Genomic DNA, 18793 nt, shown 5'->3' on the forward strand with positions numbered 1-18793 from the left:
AAAACCATGAGCAAGAAAACCCTGATCGTGATTGGCAACGGCATGGTTGGCCATCACTTTATCGAGCAATTTGTCGCCAGCTCTGCGGCATCGGACTATGACATTCTGGTTTTCGGCGAAGAGAAGCAATTGGCCTACGACCGGGTTCACCTGTCTGAGTACTTCGCAGGCTCTACCCATGCTGATCTCGCCATGGGCACGGAGAACTGGTACGCCGAGCAAGGTATTGAGTTGCATTTAAATGAGCCGGTCACCGCCCTGAACCGGGATCAGCGTACCTTGGTCACACCGAAAGGCGAATACCACTATGACGAACTGGTGCTGGCCACTGGCTCCTTCCCGTTCGTGCCGCCGATTGAAGGCCGCGAGCACCCCCACTGTTTTGTATACCGAACCCTGGACGATCTCGATGCCATTCGCGCCAGCGCCAAAGAGGGCAAATCCGGCGTCGTAGTAGGCGGTGGCCTGCTTGGTCTGGAGGCCGCCAATGCGTTGAGAAGCCTCGGACTGCAGGCCCATGTGGTGGAATTCGCCCCCCGCCTGATGCCGGTGCAGTTGGATGCCGACGGCGGTGCGCTGTTGCGCCACAAAATTAAAGAGCTGGGTGTTCAGGTTCACACCGAGAAAGCCACCACCGCCATCGTTGCGGGCGAGAACGCGCGGCTGCGCATGAACTTCAGCGATGACAGCCATCTGGAGACCGATCTGATCGTATTTTCCGCCGGTATTCGTCCGCAAGACGCGCTCGCGCGAGCCAGTGACCTGGACGTGGGCGAGCGTGGCGGCATCGTCGTGAGCGACCAGTGCACCACCTCCGATCCGCATATCCATGCCATTGGCGAGTGCGCGCTCTGGAACCAGAGGATTTTTGGTTTGGTCGCGCCCGGCTATACCATGGCCCGCACCCTGTCATCCGTGCTGAACGGCGACTCTGACGCTGCCTTTACCGGTGCCGATATGAGCACCAAGCTGAAATTGCTGGGCGTGGATGTTGGCTCCATCGGTGATGCCCAGGGCCAGACGCCCGGCGCCCGCAACATACGCTTTAACGACGAACAAACAGGCCACTACCGCCGCATGGTTGTCAGCGAAGACGGTAAAACACTGCTGGGTGCCATTCTGGTAGGCGATAACAGCTACTACGATACTCTGCTGCAGTACGCACTGAATGGCATAGCACTACCCGATAATCCGGAAGCCCTGATCCTGCCGGTGAGCCAGGGCGGTGCGCCGGCGCTGGGCCCCGACGCGCTTCCGGAATCCGCTTCCATCTGTTCCTGCCACAACGTCACCAAGGGCGACATTTGCTGTGCCATTGATGCTGGCAGCAGCGATCTTGCCGGCGTCAAAGCCGAGACCAAGGCCAGTACCGGTTGCGGTGGCTGTACCGCATTGCTCAAGAGCGTCGTAGACAACGAGCTGGAAAAACGCGGCGTGGCAGTCAGCAAGGACCTGTGTGAGCACTTCCCCTACAGCCGACAAGACTTGTTCCACCTGGTGAAGGTGAACGGCATCCGCAGCTTCCGCACCCTGATCAGCCAGCACGGCAAGGGCCATGGCTGTGACATTTGCAAGCCGGTCGTCGGCTCCATTCTGGCCACCTGCTGGAATGAGCATATTCTGACCACCGATAATGTGCCTCTGCAGGACACCAACGACACCTTCATGGCCAACATGCAGAAAAACGGCACCTATTCCATTGTGCCGCGCATTCCTGGCGGGGAGATCACGCCCGATAAGCTGATCGTGCTGGGCGAGGTGGCCAAAGAGTACGACCTGTATACCAAGATAACCGGCGGCCAACGGGTTGACCTGTTTGGCGCCACGCTCAGTGAGTTGCCGGAGATCTGGGAGAAGCTCATTGCAGCTGGCTTCGAGACTGGCCACGCCTACGGCAAGTCCCTGCGCACGGTGAAATCCTGTGTTGGCAGCACCTGGTGCCGCTATGGCGTGCAGGACAGCGTGGGCATGGCGATCCTTCTGGAGAATCGCTACAAGGGCCTGCGGGCACCGCACAAGGTGAAGATGGCGGTATCTGGCTGCACCCGTGAGTGTGCCGAAGCGCAGAGTAAGGATTTCGGGGTGATCGCCACCGAGAACGGCTGGAATCTCTATGTTTGCGGTAATGGCGGCATGCGTCCGCGCCATGCTGATTTGTTTGCCACCGATCTGTCTGATGATGAGCTGATCTGCACCATTGACCGGGTGGTGATGTTCTATGTGCGCACGGCCGACCGGCTGCAGCGCACGAGTGTGTGGATGGAGAACCTGGAGGGCGGTCTGGAGTATCTGAAGCAGGTGGTTCTTGAGGACAGTCTGGGCATCTGTGCTGAGCTCGAAGAGCATATGAACGGCATTGTAGATACCTACCAGTGTGAGTGGAAAACGGCTGTGGAGGATCCCGGGAAGCGTAAGCGGTTTCGGGAGTTTGTGAACTTGCCAGAGCAGAGGGATCCGGTGCAGCAGTGGACTACTGAGCGGGGGCAGAGGCGGCCTGTTTTGGAGTCTGTTTAGCCTGGTTGTTTAGGTGGGGGCGCGCGGCGGAAAGGCACCCCATACCACCACGCTCTCGGTCCACCTGGATATCGAAAAGCCAAAAACATAAATTCAAGGAGAATACAGATGAGAACTCGTACTTGTTGGAACACGGTTTGTACTGTTGATGATCTGGTGCCGGAATCCGGAATTGCGGTCTGGACGAACGAGGGGCCGGTGGCGGTGTTTTATTTGCCGCATCGGCTGCCGGCGCTCTTTGCCATCAGCCATGCAGATCCATTCAGCGGCGCTAATGTTCTGGCGCGAGGTATCACGGGGGATCTTGGGGGTGAGCCGATCGTCGCATCGCCGTTGTACAAACAACACTTTAATCTGAAAACCGGTGCCTGTTTGGAGGATGAGTCGGTTAGGGTCAAAACCTACTCGGTGCTTCTCGATGGAAATCGGATTCTTTTGGAAACAAGGGATACACATCAGGAGGCTGTGGCAGCCTAACCTTGAATCACTCGCGGGCAACCTGATGTAAGATCAGTGAAACAATCATAAAAAGGGATCCTGCCCGTGAAGCCTCTCAGCCCTACAGACCAGCTTTTTCTCTGGCTGGAAAAGCGCCAGCAACCCATGCATGTGGGCGGGCTGCAGATTTTTTCGTTTCCGGAGGATGCGCCTGACGATTATGTCGCAAGGCTTGCGGAACAACTTCGAAAAGATACGGAAGTAACAGCGCCTTTCAACCTGCGGCTGGACAGCCGCTTGGCACAACCTGTGTGGGTGCACGACGAACACCTGGATCTGGAGCACCACTTCCGCTTCGAAGCCTTGCCTACACCCGGCCGCATACGTGAGTTGCTTGCGTTTGTTTCCGCCGAGCACTCCCATCTTATGGATCGGGAGCGGCCCTTGTGGGAGTTCCACCTTATTGAAGGGCTTGGCGACCGGCAGTTTGCGGTTTACGTGAAGGTGCACCACTCCCTTGTGGATGGCATTTCTGCTATGCGCATGACTCAGAAAATGCTCTCTACAGATCCCTCAAAACGCAACATGCCGCCGGTTTGGGATATGTCTGTACGGCAGGGGCGAGGCGGGGACAGAAGCAGCCCCTCTCTCTGGCAGAGTATCAGCCATTTACTGGGGGAATCGGGGAAGCAGCTTGGAACGGTGCCAACCGTCGCACGGGAGTTACTGCGCTCGGTGAATCAGGCTCGCAAGGACCCTGTCTACAATTCCATGTTCCATGCTCCGCGCAGCATCCTTAATCGCAAGATTACCGGCTCCCGCCGATTCGCAGCTCAGTCGTACTGCCTGAAACGCATAAAAGCCGTTTGCCATGCGAACGATGCCACTGTGAACGATGTGGTCACCGCCATGTGCGCCAGTGCGTTACGCACCTACTTGATGAATCTGGATGCGCTGCCGGAGCAGCCATTGATTGCGATGGTTCCGGTTTCTTTGCGCAAGTACCAGAAGCCAGGGGAGGATCAAGCGGAAGGCAATCAGGTGGGTGTTATTCTGGCCAATCTGCATACGGACGAACACCACGCAGGTGAACGGCTGAAGAAGATTCATCAGGGCATGCAGGAAGCAAAGGATCGCTACGCTCACATGTCGCCTGAAGAAATTCTGAACTATACCGCGCTTACCTTGGCGCCGGCGGGGTTTCACCTGCTTACCGGTATGGCTCCGAAGTGGCAAACGTTCAATGTGGTGATTTCAAACGTTCCTGGGCCGAAAGAGGCCTCTTACTGGAACGGCGCCAAACTGGAGGGCATGTACCCTGTGTCGATCGCTATGGATCGCCTGGCACTGAATATGACTGTGACCAGCTACAACGATCAGGTGGAGTTTGGTTTGGTCGGCTGCCGCCGCACCTTACCGAGCCTCCAGCGGATGTTGGACTATCTGGAGGACGGTTTGGTGGAGCTGGAGCAGGATATGGCTAGTTGAATTTCACTTCGCGGTTACGCTCTGAGATCTGTTCGTTCAACGTCCAGAAGTCGTAGAGAATTCCAATCAGGAAGAGGCCGCCGGTCAGCAGGTAGATGATGCCTGTGATCCATTTGCCCATGTACATTCGGTGCAGGCCAAATACGCCGGTGAAGGTAAGTAGTAGCCAGCCGATGTTGTAGTCGACTTCGCCTTCTCTAAACCTGCTGTCTGCCTGTTCGTCCATGGAGGGGATCAGGAAGAAGTCGATTATCCAGCCGATCAGAAAGAATCCGAACGTAAAGAACCAGATGGTTCCGGTGATGGGTTTGCCGTAATAAAAGCGGTGTGCGCCCAGAAATCCGAAGATCCAGAGTAGGTATCCAAACAGTTTGCTGTGTGTATCTGGGCGGTTGATCATTGCTACTCCGGGGGGGCAGTTGTTTGTAACTTTTATATGGGGTTGAGGAGTTGGTTCTGCAAGGTCTTTGACTTGGGTGCTGGGCCGGAGGGTGGCGCATATTCTCCTTGGGAAAAATAACTCGCTTCGCTCAGACATCTTTTTCCTGGCGGAGAATATGCGCCACCCTCCGTCCTTCGACTCTTGCGATACCTCCAAATACTTTAGACGTTGGTCATGGCCCTAATTCCGGTGCGGGGTCGGGGCCGCCTTCTCGGAATTCGCTGGCGGATTTTCCGGTCCATTTTTTGAAGGCGCGGCTGAAGTTGGAGAGGTCGGCATAGCCCAGTTCGTAGGCGATTTCGCTTACGGATTGGTTGGTGTAGCGCAAGAGCTGAATGGCGCGGTCTTTGAGTACTGATTCCACGATTTCACGGTAGCTGGTTTCGCGGTCCGCCAACCGGCGTTTCAGTGTGCGTGAGGAAACGCAGAAGCGCTCTGCCATAACCTCCAGGGAGGGCAGTGGCCCGGGGGTCAGGCGCAGCAGGTTGCGTACGGCGAGGGCCAGGTCGCCCTGTTCTTTCAGTGCTTTTTGCAATTCGAACTCACACTCGTCGCTGGCCATACGAGACGCTTCTGCATCGGCCAGTCTCATGCGCACATCCAGCAGTGCTTTCGGGAGCACCAGGAGTTCGTCTGGCTGGTTATACTCGAATTTTACAGGTAGCTGGTCTGCAAACTGGCGGTAGTAAGCCGGCTCTGGGCCCTTCAGGCGCACACTGACGCCGGGCAGTTTGCCGTCGCTTGTGGAGAATCCGCGGTTTTCCGCATCGCTGCGGTCGAGTAATTGTTCGGTGAGCATCACCAGTGTTGTGCAAACGGTTTCTACCAGAAACGGTGCAAGGACGGGCACGTCGAATTCCGTGCATAGCTTCACCAGCACGCTGTCTTCGGTTTCTGCCTGGCTCATGCTCAGAAACGGAGCCCTTAGCTGCAGATAACGGCGAACCGAATCAAGGGCTCCGGCAAGGGTAGGGCTGGTTAGCGCGGCAAATCCAAGGGTGCCATGAATAGTTACCCGCAGCTCCCGGGCCAGCACAAAGCTCAGTCCGTCTTTGCCCGCCAGCTTCACGGCGCGCTCGGCCATAACGATGGCATCGGTCACAAACACTCGGCTGTTGTTGGCTTTCAGGTCTTCGGAGCTGAAGTTCAGGCCTTCGTAGAGCAGGCGCTCGTTATGGCCGAGCTGCTTTACGGTCTGAGCCAACAGCCGCATATAAACGCCTGGCACCAGGAATAGTCCCAGCATCTGCCGTTCTTTTTCCGGCCCGGAGATCGCCATAGGTTGCCCTTGTTTGCCTGAGTGAGTACGTGTTGAAGACTCTAGCAGAAGCCTGCAGCCATGGCAGTGGGGCCGGTTGCACCTGGTGTTCCGTCGCGTTGGCCAACTTTTCCGCCGCACTGTCCCATTTTGAATGGTGACCGGCCTGCTTTCGCATTCATCCCGACAGTGGACTCCGACACACTGAAGCCATGTCATCAGCCAATGTGAGGAGTAGACCCATGCTGAGTACAAAAGCCGCAGAAAAGCAGGCCACCGCAGCTAACCGGGCATCGAAAACGCCGGATAACGTCAACATCAAGGCCCAGCGCATGGGCTTCGAGTTTGATGAGCAGGTGCCCCAGTACTGGTTGGAAGACAGCCCTTTTCTGAGCCACATGATGAACGCACTTTCGGTGCTCTTTCCTCAGGGCGAGCAGTTTTTTGTGGACTCTGTGCGTGCCTATCGGGATCAGATTAACGATCCCAAACTGAAAGCCGAAGTGCGGGGTTTTATCGGCCAGGAGGCCATGCACTCTCTGGAGCATATGGCCATGAACCAGCATGTTCGGGATCAGGGCATGCCGGTTGAGGATATGGAAAAGCACCTGAAAGTTGTTCTGGATGCAGCCAAAATGCTGCCGAAGCGTCACCAACTTGCCATTACCTGTGCGCTGGAACACATGACAGCCATGATGGCGGACATGCTTCTGGAGCGCGACGATGTGCGCGAGCGCATGCACGACACCATGCGCCCGCTCTGGGCATGGCATGCCATTGAGGAAACTGAGCACAAGGCGGTTGCCTACGATGTGTTTCAGGAAGTGGGCGGCACCTACGCCGAGCGAACCTTTTACCTGGTGTTCAGCACGGCTGCTCTGGGTGTAATGGCCTCTTATTTCATGGGGCGTATGGTGCTGAACGATACCAAAGGCTTTTCGTTCGCCGATACTGGCCGGGGTTTGTGGCGTTTGTGGGGTATAAACGGCACTTTTTCTAGCCTGATTCCCACATGGTTCAGTTACTTCAAACCGGGGTACCACCCCTGGGATCATGACAACAGTGAGCTGATCGCGCGATTCAAAGCGGAGATTCAGTCTTACATTGCACCTCAATACCAGAATGGAAATCGCAAAACCCTGCAGTAATTCCAGTGCACAACCAGGCAGGCCGGCAATACAGCGCTGGCCCGCCTAGTTTGCCGCAGCACCACCTTGTTCGTTCACTGCAATGCCTTTGGCTTCCACAATACCCTTGCGCCACAACCGCCACTCGCCGGGCTGGTAAATATCCCATTCTTCATCGCTGGTCAGCGGTTCAGTCACAATTACGCTTACAATATCGTTCGGCGTGGTTTCAGATTCAAAATCCACAATCACATCCGCATCTTTCAGCCTTGCCGGGCCAAACGGGGCGCGGCGGGTAATGCTGGCCATTTTGGTGGTGCAGTAGGTGAACAGCCAGTCGCCATTGCTCAGCAAAAGGTTGAAAACGCCCTGTCCTGCAAACGTCTTCGAGAGTTCCACCAGATGCTGTGTAGTTACCTCGGCCGAATCATTCCTGTCGCAATGGCTGCGCAGATGGTTGAGGATTTCGCAGAACAACGCCTCGCTATCGGTGCCGCCAACCGGCTCGTAAAACCCCGGCGATGACTGGAATTCAGACAGCTGGCCGTTATGGGCAAACACCCAATAACGGCCCCAGAGTTCGCGCATGAACGGGTGGGTATTGGCCAGGCAGATTTCACCCACATTGGCCTGACGAATATGGCAAATGGCCACTTCGCTTTTGATCGGGTGGGTCTGAACCACTTCAGCAAGCCGGGAGTTGGCGCTGGCATCTACATCGTGGAATGCCCGCACACCCTTACCCTCATAAAACGCCACGCCCCAGCCATCCTTGTGGGGGCCGGTGTCGCCACCCCTGCGAGTCAGGCCAGTGAAGCTGAAGCAAAGGTCAGTGGGTGTGTTGGCGCTCATGGCCAGTAGTTCGCACATAAAAAATGCGGCTCCTTGCGGTGTCGGAATAACAACCGTAAGAATACCGCACTTGGGCAGGCAAGCCAGCGGCCCTTCTGCCCACTTCAGGAAATTTCAGCTCAGGGTGTTCAAACAATCAGCTTATTGCGAGTAAAGCGCTCCACCAAAGGCTGATAAGCCGACCCCAGTAACCGGTTAATGGCATCTATACCCCATGCATCCGGCCCGACAAGAATGCGGGATTCATTTTTGAGAATGCCTTTTACAATGATTTCTGCAGCTTTTTCCGGCGTGGTCATGGCAATCTTGTCGAACGACTTGCGCAACTCCGCCGCGCTGTCGAGCCTGCTCATGCGTGCAGAGTTGGCGATGTTGGTACGAATGCCGCCCGGATGCACACAGCTTACCGCCACCGGCAGCTTCTCCATTTTCATTTCCTGGCGCAGGGATTCTGTAAAGCCACGAACCGCAAACTTGGCCGCGTTGTAAGCACTTTGCGTGGGCACGCCAATCAGGCCAAACACACTGGATATATTCACCACATGGCCATCGCCAGAGGCAATCAGGTGCGGCAAAAAGGCACGGGTGCCATGGGCAACGCCCCAGAAGTCGATATCCATGATCCACGCAAAGTCTTCGTCAGACATTTCTCTCACCGTGGCAGAGAGCGCAACGCCTGCGTTATTGATGATCACATTAACCTGGCCGAAATCCTTCACCACCTCCGCTGCATGGGCGTAAATCGCATCCTTGTCGCCAACGTCCAGCTTGTAAGTTTTAACCTCCGAACCCGATACTGCAGCTGCGGTTTCCGCAAGGCCTTCTTCGTTAACGTCCGACAGCGCCAGCCTGCAGCCCCGCACTGCCAGGGCTTTCGCCAGAGCTCGACCGATACCAGAACCTGCACCGGTCACTACCACCACTTTGTTTTTCAGATCTTTCATGGGCTTTGCACTCTTGTTGTGTGTTGTGCTGCTTAAAGAAGATACTCTATCAACTGCCTCTGAACAGCCTATGGCCTTGAATTTCTATGTTACGCGACGCGCGGGCCACTCGGATTCAGCCCGGGCTTTTGGGTACAATCCACCTTCCGGGAGTTCAATCTCGCGGATTTCTTTAACCCTGAACCTGCGGACTTTCTGTATGGAATGGAGTCTTACGCATTTTTGGCTGATTCTGGCCCTTGCACTGGGCCTGGCTGAGTTAGCTTATGGCATATTTCTGCTGCTGGCGCTGGCTATAGCCGCTGCTCTCACCGCCACACTGGCCTACGTCGGCATGTCGTTTGAGTGGCAGCTGGCTGGCATGGGCGTATTTTCGGGCCTACTGGTACCCATTATGATTCGCTGGATTCGCCCGCGCTTCTCCCCAAAAGGCGTGGCCTACGGAACCACAGGTACCGGTGTGGAGAAAGGCGTGCGCTATCGCACCCTCAAGCGGGATTTTGATGGTGCTACCGGCATCAAGATCAACGGCGATTTTTATCGCCTGAGGGACGACAATACCGGCGCCACCGATTTCCCGGAAGGAACCGAGGTTATTTTCAGACAGTTTGATGGCACAACTGCCATCGTTCACTCAGCCACACACAAGGAACAATAAGTATGGAAGCGTTTATTACACCAGGGCTGATCATCAGCCTGATTGTTGTCGCTATCGGCGTCTTTGTCATCGCAAAAGGATTGGTGATTATCCGGCAGTCAGAAGTGATGGTTATTGAGCGTCTGGGCTCTTTCAATCGCGTTCTGGAAAGTGGTGTGAACATCATTATTCCCTTTGTCGAACGACCCCGCCCCATCACCATGATCCGCTACATGCGCATGGGCGAGGAATACCACCCGATGATGTCTGACGAAACCCGCATCGACCGCCGGGAAACGGTCATGGACTTCCCGGGCCAGCCAGTAGTAACCACCGATAACGTGACTGTGAAGATCAATGGCGCGCTCTATTACCAGATCATCGACCCCCGCCGTGCGGTATACGAAGTGGCCAACATGAGCCAGGCGGTAGAAGTATTGGCTAAAACCACCCTGCGCTCAGTCGTGGGCAAAATGGAACTGGACAAGCTGTTCGAATCCCGCGCTGAAGTGAACAACGCCATTCAGGCCGAAATGGAAGAAGCGGCCTCAAAGTGGGGCGTAAAGCTGACCCGGGTGGAAGTTCAGGACATCAGTATGCCGGAAGAAGTTGAAGAGGCCATGCGCCTGCAGATGGCCGCCGAGCGTAAACGCCGGGCCACGGTGACCGAGGCCGAGGGTGAAAAATCTGCAGCCATTGCCAAGGCTCAGGGCCAACGTGAATCTGCCATTCTTAACGCTCAGGGTGATAAAGAATCGGCCATTTTGCGAGCCCAGGGTGAGCAGGAATCCATCCGCCTGGTACTGAGTGCCATGGGCGATACAGAAGAAAACAAGCAGACCGTTATCGGCTACCTGCTGGGGCAAAGCTACATCAAGGTGCTTCCGAACATGGCAAAAGACGGCGAGCGGGTATTTGTACCTTACGAGTCTTCTGCTCTGCTTGGTTCTATGGGTATGTTCCGGGAACTGGCCGGAAGCCCGGAAGATGCTGTTCGCCAATCACTGCAACGTGATGGTTTGCGTGGCGGCATAGTGGGTAGCGCAAGCAACTCCTGATTGTTGCAAGCGTGAAGCAAACACAACCTGCTGGGCCCTATCCCAGCAGGTTGTCCAAAGGCTCTTCATAGCTTGGCGCAAACACCTCCATAAAGTAGTTCACCTCCGGCAACCCTTCTTCCTCAAGCCTTTGCCTGATCTGCCTCTCAGCTGGCTCAAACTCGCGGTTCCCCGCACGAACTTCCGCTTGGCATTTTAACCAGGCTGACAAACGATCTGCCGCCTTGATCAGTTCGCGATCCCCTTCTGGCAATTGAGACTCCTGAAGATAAGGCGCAAAGTCTTCGCGCAAATCCTCTGGTAACAACGCCAGTAGCTCCGATTCTGCCTTATGCTCAATATCGCCAAAGGCCTCTCGCATAACCTTGGAGTGATACTTCACCGGGGTGGGCATATCGCCGGTAATAACCTCAGTTGCATCATGATAAAGCGCGGCTGCAGCAATCTTGTCGGCATTTACCTGCCCGCCAAAGTGCCGGTTGCGGATCATGGCCAAGGCGTGGGCCAGGGTGGCCACTTCCCAGGAGTGGGTTGCTACGTTTTCTTCTATGGCGTTACGCATCAACCCCCAACGCTTGATCCAGCGCAAACGGGAAACGTAGGCAAAGAAATGACTGCTAGCCTTGGGCACGCGTTGTGTTCCTTTTGAATGCGGTTGTGTGTTGCATGTATTCCTTAGCGGGTATCCAGAGTGAAGCCTACGATAACCCGACCATCTTCCGACACAGTCGCATCGCGGGAGGGTTCAAGAAGAAATAGCTGCTTACCTGGGACACCGTGGGTATCGCGCAGTATCTCCATCAACGCAGTACCCCGGGTATTGGCGAGATTACTCAGCGTCTCTGGCGCCAATGACCGCTCGCCAGCAAGATACGCCTCGCGGGCCTCCTCCCAGGCTTGCTCTGTCAACTCGCCGCCCTGGCTTGCCTCCATCTCATCACGCAGCAGCGCGAGCCCGTCAGTCTCAGGCGAAACGCCACCGCGAACATTCAGTAACAGGTTCGGGCGATCCAGCAGGGCTTTGCCTAAAGCCGCCAGCTTCTCTGCCTCACCCTGGCCCAGCCTGCTTGTACCCGGCTCAAAACTTACCTGGCCAAGTTCTTCGCCACTCAAGCCCGCAAGCTCAGCAATAGAACCCAGCATACTGAACGGCGATGTTGCTGCTTTCGCCAACAAATTCACAAAGGTTCGCATCACCACCTGGCCGACCCTGAAATCCGGGCTGCTCAAATCGCCGCTGACTGGCACATTCACGTCAATAACACCATCGCTGTCCCGCAGCAGCGCCAGCCCCAGCTTCACGGGAGCATTAACGGCGTCTTTACTGGCAATCGACTGGCCCAGCCCAAGGCGATCCATAATCACCCGGTTCGAGGCTTTTATCTGGCTACCGGTGATCTCATAGTCGAGATCCAGTTCCAGCTTTCCGCTGTCGATGCTATAGCCCAGATAACGCCCCAAATAAGGCGAAAGAGCGGGCAATGAGAGGTTTTTCATCACCAGTGTAAGACTGTTGGTCTCCTCCGCGCCCAGGGTGCCGATTGTGCCATCAAAATCGATACTCGCACTGTTTCCTATCCGGCCTTTCAGGGCTACCTTACCCTGCTGTGGCGACACGTTGCTGAGGCCGGAAACCGTGCCGTTGAGCCTGTCTATAGAGGTAGTGAAAGCCGGATTAAGGGTACGATCTGTGTAATCCAGAGCGCCTTGCTCAATCACCAACTGGCCAATGCGGAAGATAAGCCCAGGTTCATCTGCGGGTTCCTCCGGTGCGGGCTCGGCCGCATCGGCCGTTGCGGAAGCCAGGCTGATTTGTTCAACGTTGTGTATGTTATCCGGGTTACGCACCAGGTTAATCGCTGGCTCAGCGAGTGTCACCGTGCCGATTTCCAGCCGGGCCGGATGCACGTTGTACTCAATGGGGGCCAGGCGCAAAGTCTGCCATGACACAAGGCGCTCCTTGCTGTCCGGCAACTGAAGATTCAAACCGGAAACCTCTGCGGTACCGCTGAAGGTGCCGGTTAAAGGCTCCTGCTGGCCATCCAGATCCAGGTTTCCATCCAACCCCAGTGTGCCGCCAGCAATGGCGAGATTGGCGGATTCTTGCAAATAGGGTTCAAAAACCGCCAAGAGAATGCCTGAACCTGAGATGGCGGCCTCCAACGTAAAAGGCTGAGGCGTTAGCTGGCCTTTTGCGGAAAGCGTGCCACCGCTACCCAGAGCCGCCTGAAGCTCATACGGCACCTGATCTTCCATAGCGCTGTTCACGCTACCGATAGACAGGGATAGCGGCTCAATTACTAGCTCCGCCGGCGATCCAGGCTGCTGGTCCTGCCAAAGCACACGGCCCTCAGACACATCGATACCAGCTAGCGACCAGCGAAACGGCTGTTGAGTTTCCGCGGGTGCAGGCTCGCCCGACTCGGGAGCCTTTCCTTCGTTGCCCGCTTCACTCTCTTTGGAAAACTCAGCAAGTGAGGCAATCCAGTCGATCTCTCCGCGGTTGTTCCGAGCCAACGCAACATCTGGCTGCGCCAAGGTAATTTGCCCAACCCTGGCTTCGCGGGCGCGGAGATCAAACCCGATATCGTTGATGGCGATTGAGACTGCGCTCAACCGAGCCTGCTCTGCCTGTCTATTCGGCGCAACAGCCAGATTTTCCACCAACACTCTGCCATTGGTAGTGGTGAGTTGCAGAGTGTCTCCTGCCTGTAGCTCATAATCGGAAGCCACGCTTACTTTGCCGCCGAGCAAACCGTAGGGCAGATAGGGTGCAAGAAAATGCCCGATCGTTTTGTGGTCGACCCCCGAAATAGCAAGACTTCCGCTGGAATAGAGCGGTGTAATGCTCAGGTTACCCTGCCACTCAACACTGTGATCACCTTTGGCTGCCTGCAGGTGATAATCACTGTTGCGGTCATCCCTCTGCCAGGTAGCCAGATCGCTCAAGGTAAGATCCAGAGGCATAATGCGGAACTCTGCCATTTCCGGCTTGGTAAAATCCCGGAACAGCAACTCACCTCCATTAATATTGAGTTGCTGAAAATACAGCAAGGGAGGCGACTGACCTTCCTCTGGCTCAGTGGACTCATCAGCCAGCCCCTCATCACGTGCACTGGCAGCCTGGAAGTCCCGGACAAAGTTCACGCTGTAATCGTCAAGCAAGTCCACACGGATGAACGGTTCGTCCAGTTCAATCGCCTCGAACCCGACAATGCCGCGAATCAGCTCAAAGAAATTGAGGTTGATATATAAACGCTCAAACCCCACAACCTTTTGGTTGTCGCTATCGTGGGCCGACAGATTCAGGGCCTCAACGCTCAATGCAAACGGGTTACTGCTGATCTCGGCAATATCTGCCTGCCAGCTCATATGTTGTGCCAATTGATCAGGCAAGGCACGTTTCAACCACCAGGGCAGCACCAGAAAGCCGGCGAGGCTGTATAACACGATGAGTATAATCGCGCCGATTACCAGATTTTCGGGAAGGCGATTGCGCTGACGGCTTTCGGCCACTGTTATCTCCTTACAGTCAGTGGAATTCGAGTAAATCCCTTCCACAAGGATAGTCGGGTGAGCACCAGTTTGTCAGCCACTGTGCCGCAACCGCTGACACAGGAAACCGAACTCTATATCCTGAACCTTCGTATAGAGCTCAGCTAATAAACTCTTTTGAGTACGTCTTTTTTAAATTTGAGCATGTGAGGGCAGGCTTTTATGGACATCAGCGATATGCGTCGCGATTTTGAAAGTGAAGGGCTCGATCGCGAGGCCCTGAGCAATGACCCGGTGCAACAGTTCGAAGCCTGGTTCGGAGACGCGCGCGATGCTGGCATTCTCGAACCTAATGCCATGTCCCTCGCCACCTCAGGTGCCGACAACATGCCCGACTTGCGCACGGTTCTGCTGAAGTATTTTGATAACCGCGGGTTTGTGTTCTATACCAACTATGAGAGCCGTAAAGCTCACGAGATTGCTGAAAACCCACGGGCGGCGCTGTTGTTTCCCTGGATTGGCCTGAACCGCCAGGTACGAATTCAGGGCAAGGTAGAGAAGGTCAGTAAAACCGAATCCCTCAAGTACTTTGCTTCGCGCCCAAGGGGCAGCCAGATTGGTGCCTGGGTTTCCGAGCAGAGCAAGGCCATCACTTCAAGAGGGCTGCTTGAACAGAAAGTGGCGGAAATGAAACGCAAGTTCAGCGAAGGCGAGGTGCCACTACCTGGCTTTTGGGGTGGCTACCGAGTGGTGCCTGAGCGCATCGAATTCTGGCAGGGCCGGCCCAGCCGCCTTCACGATCGCTTTGAATACGTGAGGGAAAGTGATGGCTGGCTCATCCAACGGCTCCAACCCTGATTCCGGCGGCGTTCTGCAAAAGCCCACCATAAGGCTGTGTCACCAGACCGGGCAAGTACCCGACGTAGCACCGGGCTGGCTGACCGCTCATGAGCTCGACCGGTTCGCCCAACTAAGTGGCGATCGCGCGGTTGAGTTCCTTACCAGCCGATGGTTAATCCGCCAGACTTTGAGCAAAGCAGGCTCAATAGAGCCTGACCTGTGTTGCCCGGTTGAAGGCCGGCCAACAGCCGCTGCCTGCCCGGCAGGCTGGAATCTCTCCCTGAGCCACAGTTACGGGCTGTCTGCCTGCGCCACCCAATACGACTCAGCATTGGGCATAGACATTGAACCCAGCAAACGATATCCACAATGGCAAAAGGTGGTAAAACGCTGGTTTTCCCCGGTGGAGCAGGAATGGCTATTTCAAGAGGACGACCCCGAAGCCTTCCTTCAGGCCTGGACACTCAAAGAAGCCTGGCTCAAGGCCACTGGCCGTGGCATTGCCGGCAACTTGCAAACGCTGGAAGTGCACAGGAATTTCGAACTCTACGGCGACCAGCCTGAAGGCCACTGGCAAGCCTGTGCCTTTTACACAGAAGGCTTTCTGTGCACGCTGGTGTACAGGCAGAACCCAAGTAATAAAAATGGCTCATGGCCCAGAATCACACTGCTGGAGCCGCCACCTGATGACTACAACCTGAATACGGCCAAGCACCTGGAAACGCACTGGGAGCCACTGTTTTATCGCAAAATTCACGCCCAACGCTGAGTGGAATTACAGGGAACCAACCATGCCAGTTTCGCCAGACAACAAAAACACCCAAACGGCGCAAACCATCGCCAAGCGCTGCTCATGGTGCGGCACCGATCCACTTTACGTGCACTACCACGACACCGTTTGGGGGCGCCCGGAATACGACGACCTGGCTTTGTTCGAAAAACTCTGCCTGGATGGCCAACAGGCCGGCCTGAGCTGGATAACCATTCTGCGTAAACAGGAAAGCTATCGGGCTGCCTATAACAACTTCGATCCGGAGAAGATCATTCAGTACGACGATGCCAAGGTGGCGGAGTTGTTAGCGAACCCTGGCATTGTACGAAACAGGCTGAAAGTGCAGTCGATCATCAAAAACGCCAAAGGCTTTTTGAAACTGCAGGAAGAAGGCAGGGGGTTTTCAGATTTTCTCTGGTCGTTTGTCGGCCACGCACCCATTCAAAACAACTGGCGCAGCTTTGATGAGGTACCCGTTACCACGCCAGAATCCGAGGCCATGTCCAAGGCGCTCAAACGCGCAGGGTTTAACTTTGTTGGCCCAACCATTGTTTATGCATTCATGCAGGCCACCGGTATGGTGAACGACCACATGGTGTATTGCCCACAACACGCCCAGTGCCATTCACTGGCGGAATGATCTTAAAAGTCCATGGCCTCGTAAGTTCTGAAGATTCAGATATCCCGGAGCCTGGCCGTGCGCATCACACTGGAACAACTCGCTACCCAGCCCATGCAGGCCATAGACCTGCTGGAAATCATATCCATTGAAGGCCAGCAGTACATGGCCAGGCTGAGCCTTGGCCACAAGCAGCTTTTGCTGACCGATAAAAATGGGGTGACCTGCCTTTTTCGTAGCGCCCGACAGCTTCAGGAAGCGCTCGCCAACTTCACCATCAAAGAATCCCAGGTTGTTCACCCTTCTGCGTACAACGAGATGATCGGCATGGAACCATCGGCTGTAGAGCCTTTGCGCATCCGGGTTCAGACACAGCAAACTGCGGGGCGAAAAGCATGATTTCAGTAGCAAGACTGGCATTCTTTGTTGGAATGGCGGGGTTGGTACCCTTCATTGCCTGCATTGCGGCTATTTTTACAATGCCACAATACAGTGTTTCCCTGCTGAACTATTTTTACCTCTACAGCGCAGGCATTCTGGCATTCATGGCGGGTGTTTACTGGCCTATTGCCATGCAACTGGATAACCGGTGCTACCAACAGTCGCCGTTGGTGACCATGCTTCTGAGCCAAGTGTTCTTTGTTGTCGCAGGCGTTGGCCTGTTGCTGAGCACACCGGCACAGATCGCGGTTTACACTTTGGCCTACCTTGCGCTCTACATCACTGATGCACGCTGGATGAAAGAGTATTGGCCCGCCTGGTACTTACGTTTACGACTGGTTCTGACACTCGTAGCCGTTGTCTGCCAACTCACCGTCGGCGCCTGGTTCTTCCTGCTGCATTCCAGCCACGGCCTTTGAATTTCGAAACCACCTGTTCTGCTTTCTTTTAAACAAAAGCGGATATTCGCCTCGTATTTCAAATCAAGCTGTTTTTCCCGGCAGATCGGCATTCAAGATTTTGCTAATAGAATCCGTTCTGGCGCTGTTTCTGCCCGTAGTGTCGGCAAATTCAAAGCGGTATCATGCGGCCGCTGTTAAATCCAAAAGCTGATACGCGACGACGGAGGCCCATTGACCGAGCGCGCAGAATCCAGAGCCAGGCCTTCCCTGATTGGCGGGGCGAGTATTATTGCCAGCGTTTGTGTTGGTGCCGGTATGCTGGGCTTGCCCAGTTCCGGTGCGGGTGCCTGGACGACCTGGTCCAGTCTGGCACTGGTGCTTACCATGGTGGTGATGACACTGTCCGGCTGGATGCTGCTGGAAGCCTTCAAGCACTTCGGTTTGCGGGCATCGTTCAATACCGTTACCAAATCTCTACTCGGCTCTCGGGTGAACGCATTCAGTAATCTGACGGTGTATTTTGTAGGCGGCATTCTCCTGTATGCCTACATCACGTCGTCTGGCCTGATCCTGCAGAGCATGACCGGAGTCGACAGTAAGCTGGCTTCGGTTGTTTTTGTCCTGTTGTCCTCTCTGGTAGTGTGGCACTCAACCCGTGCAGTGGACCGACTTTCGGTGGTGCTCATCACTTTCATGCTGGTGAGTTTTGTACTCGGCGTCTCTGGGCTAGCGGTAAGAATTGACCCAGCTATTCTGTTTGATTCAGCAAATGCCCACGGCCAATATGCGCCCTATGCGATGGCGATGTTGCCAGTGGCGCTGACGTCTTTCGGCTATCATCATTCGGTGGCATCAATGCGCGCCTATTATGGTGAGGAAAGTAAGGCGCAGAAAGCCATTCTGGGCGGTACACTGGTGGCTTTGATGTTCTACCTGGTGTGGCTGATCAGCATATTTGGCAATCTGCCGAGAGCGAATTTCGGCCCGGTGGTCGCCCAGGGCGGTGACGTGGATGTTCTGCTCGCCGCCCTTGGTTTTGCCATCAATTCCGAGCGGGTGGCGACCACCATCAGTGCTTTCTCAACGGCTGCCATTTTGTCGTCTTTTGTCGGGGTTGGTCTGGGCACCTTTGATTACATGGCCGACCTGCTGGGCTTCGATAATGATCGCAAAGGGCGCTCAAAAACTTGGGCAATTACTTTTATTCCGCCATTGCTGCTGTCGTTGTTTTTTCCGTTTGGCTTCGTTCTTGCCATTGGCTATGCCGGTGCGGCTGCGGCGGTCTGGGCCTGTATTGTTCCGGCGCTGCTGGCCCGAAAGTCCCGAACACTGAAGGGTGGGCGTCGTGGCTTTATGGCCCCGGGTGGCCAGTTGGGCATTGCGCTGGTTCTGATATTTGGCGGGCTGACCATCCTTTTCCATTTCATGGGGCTGGCGGGTTGGTTGCCGGAACCTGTTTTGCTCTGA

18 protein-coding genes are annotated in these 18793 nt (G+C 55.4%); 12 read left to right on the forward strand and 6 right to left on the reverse strand.

The genetic code is table 11. The features are described 5' to 3' along the window. Positions 1-6 precede the first annotated feature (6 nt). The 3 genes from nirB to FFI61_RS11865 all read left to right on the forward strand — a co-directional run bounded on the left by nirB (position 7) and on the right by FFI61_RS11865 (position 4440). A complete protein-coding gene (gene nirB / locus FFI61_RS11855; protein ID WP_200370640.1) occupies positions 7-2514 on the forward strand; it encodes a nitrite reductase large subunit NirB in 2508 nt (835 codons plus the stop codon). Positions 2515-2622: 108 nt separating this feature from the next. Continuing rightward, positions 2623-2991, forward strand: coding sequence for a nitrite reductase small subunit NirD (gene nirD, locus FFI61_RS11860; protein WP_200370642.1), 369 nt, complete (start codon positions 2623-2625; stop codon positions 2989-2991). Between the two features lie 66 nt (positions 2992-3057). Beyond that, entirely contained in the window at positions 3058-4440 is a 1383-nt protein-coding gene (locus FFI61_RS11865; protein WP_200370644.1) for a WS/DGAT/MGAT family O-acyltransferase, read from the forward strand. Here the strand turns inward: FFI61_RS11865 and FFI61_RS11870 are convergent. Next, complete coding sequence (locus tag FFI61_RS11870) at positions 4433-4840, reverse strand: NINE protein (RefSeq protein ID WP_200370646.1); 408 nt, start codon at positions 4838-4840, stop codon at positions 4433-4435. The two genes, FFI61_RS11865 and FFI61_RS11870, sit on opposite strands and share 8 nt — an antisense overlap. A gap of 214 nt (positions 4841-5054) precedes the next feature. Next, complete coding sequence (locus FFI61_RS11875; RefSeq protein ID WP_200370648.1) at positions 5055-6161, reverse strand: AraC family transcriptional regulator; 1107 nt, start codon at positions 6159-6161, stop codon at positions 5055-5057. Positions 6162-6382: 221 nt separating this feature from the next. On the opposite strand from FFI61_RS11875, the gene FFI61_RS11880 reads away from it, so the two are divergent. Next, complete coding sequence (locus FFI61_RS11880) at positions 6383-7288, forward strand: metal-dependent hydrolase (protein WP_200370650.1); 906 nt, start codon at positions 6383-6385, stop codon at positions 7286-7288. Between the two features lie 45 nt (positions 7289-7333). On the opposite strand, the gene FFI61_RS11885 is transcribed toward FFI61_RS11880, so the two are convergent. Both FFI61_RS11885 and FFI61_RS11890 read right to left on the reverse strand, forming a co-directional pair. Further along, a complete protein-coding gene (locus FFI61_RS11885) occupies positions 7334-8137 on the reverse strand; it encodes a class II glutamine amidotransferase (RefSeq protein WP_200370652.1) in 804 nt (267 codons plus the stop codon). 110 nt (positions 8138-8247) lie between these two features. Beyond that, on the reverse strand, positions 8248-9063 hold the full coding sequence (locus tag FFI61_RS11890; RefSeq protein ID WP_200370654.1) for an SDR family NAD(P)-dependent oxidoreductase: 816 nt from the start codon (positions 9061-9063) through the stop codon (positions 8248-8250). A 199-nt stretch (positions 9064-9262) separates the two neighbouring features. Here FFI61_RS11890 and FFI61_RS11895 point away from each other — a divergent pair, with 199 nt between their 5' ends. Next, positions 9263-9721 carry an NfeD family protein gene (locus FFI61_RS11895; protein ID WP_200201466.1) on the forward strand — a complete coding sequence of 153 codons (459 nt, stop codon included), beginning with the start codon at positions 9263-9265 and terminating at the stop codon, positions 9719-9721. 2 nt (positions 9722-9723) lie between these two features. Then, positions 9724-10758 (forward strand): SPFH domain-containing protein, encoded by a 1035-nt coding sequence (locus FFI61_RS11900; RefSeq protein ID WP_200201467.1) that lies wholly within the window; start codon positions 9724-9726, stop codon positions 10756-10758. Between the two features lie 37 nt (positions 10759-10795). Here FFI61_RS11900 and yfbR read toward each other — a convergent pair whose 3' ends face one another. Beyond that, complete coding sequence (gene yfbR / locus FFI61_RS11905; RefSeq protein WP_200201468.1) at positions 10796-11389, reverse strand: 5'-deoxynucleotidase; 594 nt, start codon at positions 11387-11389, stop codon at positions 10796-10798. 44 nt (positions 11390-11433) lie between these two features. Then, positions 11434-14274 carry a DUF748 domain-containing protein gene (locus FFI61_RS11910; protein ID WP_200370656.1) on the reverse strand — a complete coding sequence of 947 codons (2841 nt, stop codon included), beginning with the start codon at positions 14272-14274 and terminating at the stop codon, positions 11434-11436. 201 nt (positions 14275-14475) lie between these two features. Between FFI61_RS11910 and pdxH the strand changes: the two genes are divergently transcribed. From pdxH to FFI61_RS11940, 6 genes are all read left to right on the forward strand, one after another. After that, positions 14476-15111: a pyridoxamine 5'-phosphate oxidase gene (pdxH, locus tag FFI61_RS11915; RefSeq protein WP_200201470.1), complete on the forward strand. Its 636-nt coding sequence runs from the start codon at positions 14476-14478 to the stop codon at positions 15109-15111. Next, on the forward strand, positions 15080-15862 hold the full coding sequence (locus tag FFI61_RS11920; RefSeq protein ID WP_200201471.1) for a 4'-phosphopantetheinyl transferase family protein: 783 nt from the start codon (positions 15080-15082) through the stop codon (positions 15860-15862). Before pdxH ends, FFI61_RS11920 begins: the two co-directional genes overlap by 32 nt. Before the next feature lie 22 nt (positions 15863-15884). Next, positions 15885-16505 (forward strand): DNA-3-methyladenine glycosylase I, encoded by a 621-nt coding sequence (locus tag FFI61_RS11925; protein WP_200370658.1) that lies wholly within the window; start codon positions 15885-15887, stop codon positions 16503-16505. Positions 16506-16562: 57 nt separating this feature from the next. Then, positions 16563-16883, forward strand: a complete 321-nt coding sequence (locus tag FFI61_RS11930) for a DUF6482 family protein (RefSeq protein WP_200370660.1) — start codon at positions 16563-16565, stop codon at positions 16881-16883. Then, positions 16880-17344 carry a DUF3429 domain-containing protein gene (locus FFI61_RS11935; RefSeq protein WP_200370662.1) on the forward strand — a complete coding sequence of 155 codons (465 nt, stop codon included), beginning with the start codon at positions 16880-16882 and terminating at the stop codon, positions 17342-17344. The genes FFI61_RS11930 and FFI61_RS11935 overlap by 4 nt, the downstream gene beginning before the upstream one ends. A gap of 213 nt (positions 17345-17557) precedes the next feature. Then, positions 17558-18793: an aromatic amino acid transporter gene (locus FFI61_RS11940; RefSeq protein WP_200370664.1), complete on the forward strand. Its 1236-nt coding sequence runs from the start codon at positions 17558-17560 to the stop codon at positions 18791-18793.

Source organism: Marinobacter sp. DY40_1A1, assembly GCF_016597815.1.
Classification (GTDB): domain Bacteria; phylum Pseudomonadota; class Gammaproteobacteria; order Pseudomonadales; family Oleiphilaceae; genus Marinobacter; species Marinobacter xiaoshiensis.